Origin of the sequence: uncultured Ruminobacter sp., from assembly GCA_902764345.1 — a bacterium.
In the GTDB taxonomy this organism is placed as follows: Bacteria; Pseudomonadota; Gammaproteobacteria; order Enterobacterales; family Succinivibrionaceae; genus Ruminobacter.
The window spans coordinates 41,503-48,430 of the sequence record CACWVT010000032.1 but is presented as its reverse complement, the minus strand read 5'-3'; the positions used below and the strand labels follow the sequence as shown (position 1 = coordinate 48,430).

Annotated in this window: 5 protein-coding genes; all 5 read left to right on the top strand. The window is 34.6% G+C overall.

Going from position 1 to position 6,928, the window contains the following annotated elements:
• Window positions 1-298: 2-C-methyl-D-erythritol 4-phosphate cytidylyltransferase (locus tag QZU58_RS06810; protein ID WP_294495805.1), on the top strand; the 298-nt coding region annotated here is incomplete at its 5' end.
• Window positions 299-359: 61 nt separating this feature from the next.
• Window positions 360-2,612: a CDP-glycerol glycerophosphotransferase family protein gene (locus QZU58_RS06805; RefSeq protein ID WP_294495804.1), complete on the top strand. Its 2,253-nt coding sequence runs from the start codon at window positions 360-362 to the stop codon at window positions 2,610-2,612.
• Window positions 2,613-2,628: 16 nt separating this feature from the next.
• Window positions 2,629-3,696: an NAD-dependent epimerase/dehydratase family protein gene (locus QZU58_RS06800; protein ID WP_294495803.1), complete on the top strand. Its 1,068-nt coding sequence runs from the start codon at window positions 2,629-2,631 to the stop codon at window positions 3,694-3,696.
• Between the two features lie 59 nt (window positions 3,697-3,755).
• Window positions 3,756-4,820: a polysaccharide pyruvyl transferase family protein gene (locus QZU58_RS06795; protein WP_294495802.1), complete on the top strand. Its 1,065-nt coding sequence runs from the start codon at window positions 3,756-3,758 to the stop codon at window positions 4,818-4,820.
• Between the two features lie 214 nt (window positions 4,821-5,034).
• The gene (locus QZU58_RS06790) at window positions 5,035-6,684 is read left to right on the top strand and encodes a hypothetical protein (protein WP_294495801.1); all 1,650 of its coding nucleotides are present in this window, start codon (window positions 5,035-5,037) and stop codon (window positions 6,682-6,684) included.
• The last annotated feature ends 244 nt before the right edge of the window (window positions 6,685-6,928 follow it).

Below are 6,928 nucleotides of genomic sequence, written 5' to 3'. Positions count from 1 at the left end.
GATTGATTCAGGCAGTGAATCATCAGATCACCACATCAGCAAGATTCTAAACAGAAACAATTGTTACATTGGCAGAGCTCCGCAGTCATTCCATTATTCGGAAATAATGGAATGCCACAAGAAGGCCATTGAGGACAATTACACGACGGCCGTTGACTCCGCATCAATGCTTGAACACTACGGACACGAGCTGTTCTTCGTTCCGTGTTCCCACTTCAACATCAAGATCACAACCCCTACGGATCTTTACCTGTTCCAGTGTTATGAGAATAACAAAAAAACAGGCATAAAGGCATAAAAGCATAAAACCAGAATAAAAACATAAAGCTAATAATAAAATTCAATACAGGGATTCTTAAATGTTCTCGTTCTTTAAAAAAAATACACAGACATCCGCTCCAAAATCATCAGATAACACTGCTGAAAAAACAACAGTTCAAGTTGTTAAAAGCACTGTAAAAACAACTCAGGTTACGCCCGCAAACAAGCCAGCCAAAAAACCGACCGTAGCAAAAACTCTTACTCCGGCACAGAAAAAAGAGCAGGATGAACTGAACAAGTGTATCTCTGACTTTTCGACAATAATGAGGAATGAAAGAATTGGAGATTTGACAGTTGATTGCACACGAGAAAATCTGTTAAATACGGACAAGATTTTTACCCTCGTTATCTTTGCAACAAAGTGTTATTTTTCAACCAATATTCTTGAAGGTTTAAAAAAATACGTTCCTAATGGCATTCCTGTTGTATTTGCTTTAGACAGAACCATAAAAAAGAATAAAGAAGTTTATTCCAAAATCAAAGAATTGGAAGCATACGAAAACGTCGCTTCGTTCTACTTTTCCAGAGGAATGACTGCCAAAGACAGACTTCAGCATGTTTTGCCAAGAATCAGTTCCAAATTTGTAGGTATTTTTACCCCCAGAGACAAAATTAATGTTCGTTCTTTCCAGCAGGTTATCGAAAACCAGCTCAATGCCAATGCAGACGCAGACATCTTTTCGTTTAACGGCGGGTTTAATCTTGCTTCAACTAAAAATGCCTCAGTATCAGGGCTTTCCGGCCTGTTTTTCAATAAGAACTTTTTAGAAAAATCTTTAAACGCTATTCAGAATAATGCTGATTACTGGCTGGGATTCTATCTTCTGAATCAGTCCAAGAACGCAAACGTAAAATGCGTTGAAGACAAAGAAAAATATTGGCTTTCCGTCAATACCGATGACTATTCCGTTCCGGATCTTTCTTTCTTTATGAGAGACTCCATAGATGTACTTAAAAACCTGTGCAAGGATACTGACAGCATCAATCTTTTCGTTGATTATGTGATCGAATATCTTCAGAATTCCGTGGCTTACAAAAAATGCAGCGACAATAAGATTGCGCTTGTAGCTTCCGGATGTGCAATTCTGTGTTCCTCTATAAAAAAATACTATTCAACAGAAGAATGGAGAAAGATTATATACAGATTCTGCGTCATATTTGATTTTGACCAGATTACCAAAAAGGCGTTTATACAGAACATCCATAAAAAGGCCGTTACATCAATTATCTCTGTTAAAAAGGATGTTGTGGCAGTTCTCGAAACTGACTTTATGCAGGATTTAAAGGAATCTCTTCTTCCTGCCCTTGAAAAGAAATATACGGTTATTTACGAATCAAAACCACAGTACTATGACTACCATTTCTTTTACTGCATGGTAATGAGAACGGAAATTCAGCCTGCTCAGTATGTAATAAGCTCCAATGACATGCATAAGTATATTACCAGCGGAAAGCAGGTAATAATTCTTTGGCATGGTTTGGGAATGCTGAAGGAAGTTGCTGAAGCAGACAGAGTTAAATATCCGATGAACTATATGGTTAACTCTGCAAAATCATGCGTTGAGCCTTATGCAAAGTCATTCCATATGCCGGTTGATAAGGTACTTCCTCTTGGGCAGGTTCAGACAGATATTCTGTTCGATAAGGCATACTTGAGTTCATGCAGGAAATCCATCTGCGAGCTTTACTCCATTCCACATGATGCTCAGATTGTATTCTTTGCTCCTACATTCAGAAACGGAACCCCAAATAAATACTATGATTTCGGTGTTGATATAGAACTTTTATCCAAAGCATTGGCCGACAATAATATTTACATCATCACCAAAAAGCATCATGTTTTCTCTCACATAATGAGAGACAAGGGAATTGACACCTCAGGCGTCAAGAATTCACAGAATGGTCATTTTATTGTAGATGAACAGCATACATTTGTTGAGCTGATCTGTGCTTCCGACAAATTTATAACAGATTACTCCTCCGGGTTATTTTACGCATTTATACGAGATCTTCCTATCGTGCTTTATGCACCGGATGTTAAGAGTTATCAGGAAGGACCTAACGGATTCATGATTAACTATCCATCGGACATCCCTGTACCGTTTGTCGGTGAACCTGATGCATCTTTGCTGATGGATGCAATCCTTAATTCCGATGATTCTGTTAATACACCTTCGTATAAGAAATTTAAAGAAATTCACGTTGGCTCATGTGACGGTAACGTATCCAAAAAACTGCTTGATTACTTTGCAACATGGGACGGAAAGAAGTTTGCAGATTTAACCATCTAAGAAGAGAAATGTAGTTATGAAAGAATCATGGGCAAAAGAAAATTCTCTAATAATTGAAGATTTACAAAGTATTGTAAATGACAGGGTTATTCCGTGGAACAGGTTTAGCGGAAAATCTGTATTGGTTACCGGTGCCACCGGATTGCTGGGTTCACTAGCAGTAAAAACCCTGCTTTATTGTGCTGATGTTTACAATGTTGACTTAAATGTAGGAGCCTTCGTAAGAAATAAAGAGAAAGCTAATGTTGTTTTTGGCAATCTTCTGAAAGATCACTCTAACCTGACTTTTGAGGTTGGAGACATTTCACAGGAGATTAATCTGTCCGGAAAGTATGATTTTATAATTCATACCGCCAGTAACACATCCAGCAGTGACTTTGTAAATAGGCCTGTAGAAACAATTCTGACAACAATAGACAGTACAGCTGGTCTTTTAGAATACTCAAAAATTAATAACGTTGAGTCCGTAGTATTCCTGTCTTCAATGGAAGTTTACGGCACTTTAGATCATGAACTTGCTAAAGAAAGTGATTCAGGAATACTTGATCATAACGTTATTAGAAATTGTTATCCTCAGAGTAAGCGAGTTGCTGAAAATCTTTGTGTTTCATACTTTAAAGAGTATGGCGTACATTCCAAGGTTGTCAGACTGACACAGACCTTTGGTCCGGGGATTGTTCCTGATGACCAAAGAGTATTTGCTCAGTTTGCCCGTTCCGTAATCAATAAATCAAATATTGTTCTTCTTACTAAAGGAGGAACAAAACGAGATTACCTGTATACGGCTGATGCCGTCAGAGGAATTATCTCTGCATTGCTGCTGGGTGATGACGGAGAAATATATAACTTATCCAATAACGAATCCTACTGTTCAATTCTCGAAATGGCAGAGTTGTATAAGCAGGTATCAAATAATGAAATTGATATCGAATTCAACACAAATGCTGATGTGTCAAAGTATTTAGGGGAATTTTATCGATTGTTGGATAATTCAAAAATTTCCAAGCTTAACAATTTTCCACGAGTGAAGTTTGAAGAACAAATAAGAAGAACTGTTTCCTATCTTCAATCTTTAGAGAATTAATCTGTGAATTTATTTTTCAAAAATTCAATATTTGTTGAACTTTTATAGAAGGTATTTTTATGAAATATGGTCTTTTGGTTAACGAAAATAACAGCAATATAGGTGATGATATTCAGTCATATGCCGCAGCTCGTTTCCTTCCCAGAGTTGATGTTGTTGTAAATCGCGAAAAATTGGATGTATTTAAATTAGGGGATGGACGTGAACCTGTAGCTCTTATTATGGCAGCCTGGTTTATGTGGAGAAAATTCCATATGCCACCTTCACGTCAGCTGATTCCTCTTTTGGTAGGATATCATCACTATGACAGAGATACTGACCCACTTAAGAATGCTTATGCCATCCCTATTTACAGAGAGTTATATGATGGTATAGGGGGACAGTGGTTTAAGGATTTCGGTCCGGTAGGATGTAGAGATCTGTATACAACTGAAGTATTCAAAGAAAAGGACATTCCTTGCTATTTTTCTGGATGCGTTACCTTAACTCTTCCAAAACAGCCTGAAACAAAGGATAAGGGAACTTACGTTGTTTTTGTTGACCTGAATAAGGATGTTGAAAGTAAGATCAGAGCGATGATTGGTAATAAATATAAAATTATCAACGTTACTCATACAACAGAAAACATCAAGGGAGCTTCATGGGAAGAAAGAAAAAAGAGAGTTGAAAAGTACCTGACTCTTTACCAAAATGCAAAGTACGTAGTTACAAGAAGACTGCACGTTTCACTTCCTTGTCTGGCAATGGGAGTACCTGTAATGTGCATTCAATCCAAAACAATGAACGATCCTAACAGATTTGAGCCATATAAGAAGTGGTTACATTTTTGTAATAATAATGAATTTCTGGCTAAAGGATATGATGGTTTCGACTTTATAAACGGAACTCCTAATAAGAATGATTATTTAGAAACCAGAAATAATCTTATTAAAAAAATTGAAGACTTTGTCAGCTATTGTGAGAAGAACAAAGATAAAAGTCTAACGTTTTTCAGCAAAATTTCCTATACAAGACTACAGGAATATAGATGGCGTACTTCTTTTATGCGTTCTATCTTAGACAGAACTCATGTAGAAGCTAAAGCAATGCAAACACAATTGCGAGAATTATTGAATAATAAATAACGCAAACATTATGAATGGTCTGAAATAACATTTTCAGACCTAAATCTTATGCCGAAAACACAGTGCATACTTATCTATGACACTAGATAGCAAAGAAATAAACTTTTTTCATAACATGTCAAAAGATCGACCTAACTGATCGTGATGGTAAGTTATTCTAGTGTTTGGCAGTAAGGGTTTTATTAAGAACTGATTACTTTACTTTAAGGTTATTATGAGAATTATTACGAATAGAAGATTTTATGTAAATTATTCTAAAGACTATCAAATTCAGGATTTTTACACTATCAATGATGATAATGAAGAAAATGCATTCCCCACCTGCGATGCAGATTTTATTTATTTAATGTTTTCTAATGATTTATTTTCTGAGGGGAATATTGATCTAATAAATGAATCCACAAAAATTTTATCAAAAATTTCGCATGATTCACCTCTCTATTTGGCTGGTATTGGTTGTAAATTTGAAAATGAGAAGGATTTTTCTCATTTAAGTACTCAGTTGTTAGAATCTATTAAAAATTTCTTAAATGAAGTATTTAGACATACTGAGGTCATTGGTGTAAGAGAGAAAATTACTAAAGAATTTCTATCAAAGGTTTTCTCCTTTTCAAAGAATAAATTTAAAATAATTTTTGAAAAAGATAAGACTCGTGCGTACAACACTAAACTTATAACCGATTATTTTTATTCAGTTAAAGCCAATGTATCTACAGATCTAATTAATTCTTGTTTTGTGTACAATAAAAAACCATTTAAGGCTTTTGATGTTCTACAAAGTAATTTCAAGAAAGATATTGTTGCGTCCAAGCCTTACATTTCTTCCGACAATAATACATGCTATTTAAATAGTGATATCTCGATAAATGGAAAAATAAAAAAATTATGGGTTTCTGTTGATAATAACTACAAACAGTATTTAGATCTAGAAACCTCTGATGCGTTTCTTCTTGCTTTGATTCCTTATGCTATAAGAACAAATCATGATATTGTAATGGAATACCCTGTCTCTGATGAATTCCTTCATAATGTAAATGAATATCTGTTACCTAATCTATACGCAGCAGATCCTAGATTATACCATATCAAAATTAAGGCCAAAACAACAACAGTAAAGAAGAAAGGGGACGCAGTGGGATGCGGACTATCATGTGGTATAGATTCTTTTTATTCACTCGCAAAATATTCCAATGATGATTATCCTTCGCTAAAACCTACACATATTTATGTTGGAAATTACTTTGACGAAGATACAGACATAGATTACATTCATGACAAAGTATATAGAACAGCTAGCAAATTAAATCTCCCTGTTGTGAAAACTAACTCTAACATCACTTCTTTGTATAACCGATTTATACATGTATATGTTCATTTCTTTAAAATAATCTTCGCTGTTTATACATTAAAAAATCTCTTCAAAACATACATATATGCAACAGCAACAAGTCACAATCAATATACTATTGATGGTTGCAGTACTCTTGATACAGCAAAATATGAATTACTGTTAGTTGCGACTTGCAATACTAGTAATTTTCATATAATTGAAAGCGGAGCTGGGTATCCTCGTCATATAAAAACAAAAGTTATTACAGATTTTCAGCCAAGTTATGACACATTGGATGTTTGCTTAGATACATCTACACCTAACAACTGTGGAGTATGCAAAAAATGTCTTAGAACATTATTTGCCTTGGATCTATACGATAGCCTGGATAAATATTCTAAGGTATTTGATATTGATAAATATAAGAAGAATAGGAAACGTTACTTTAAAGTATTTAATAAATGTGATAACAATATATTTCTAAAGGAGTTATATCCTGGTTTAAAAGCAAAATATCCTACTTTATTTAAATAATATACTTTTTATTGGCAAATAATACTTCTTCACATAATGATTGGAAGAAGTATTATTCCTCGATAACAATAGAAATGTTCAAACGTATAATATATTGAATAATATCATTAAGTGAAGAAGCTTATGTCCCCAGCATCCCTTGACAAATCTACTATTACAAAATGTAGCATAAACTCAATACCCTTACTTCAATGTCCCCACTATGCTCACGACTACGAAAGAGGAAATAGAATTATTTTTTTAC

What these genes read in the sequence shown, in the direction of transcription:
- QZU58_RS06790 (WP_294495801.1), top strand. Translation starts at nt 5,035, where the DNA reads ATGAGAATTATTACGAATAGAAGATTTTATGTAAATTATTCTAAAGAC.
- QZU58_RS06795 (WP_294495802.1), top strand. Translation starts at nt 3,756, where the DNA reads ATGAAATATGGTCTTTTGGTTAACGAAAATAACAGCAATATAGGTGAT.
- QZU58_RS06800 (WP_294495803.1), top strand. Translation starts at nt 2,629, where the DNA reads ATGAAAGAATCATGGGCAAAAGAAAATTCTCTAATAATTGAAGATTTA.
- QZU58_RS06805 (WP_294495804.1), top strand. Translation starts at nt 360, where the DNA reads ATGTTCTCGTTCTTTAAAAAAAATACACAGACATCCGCTCCAAAATCA.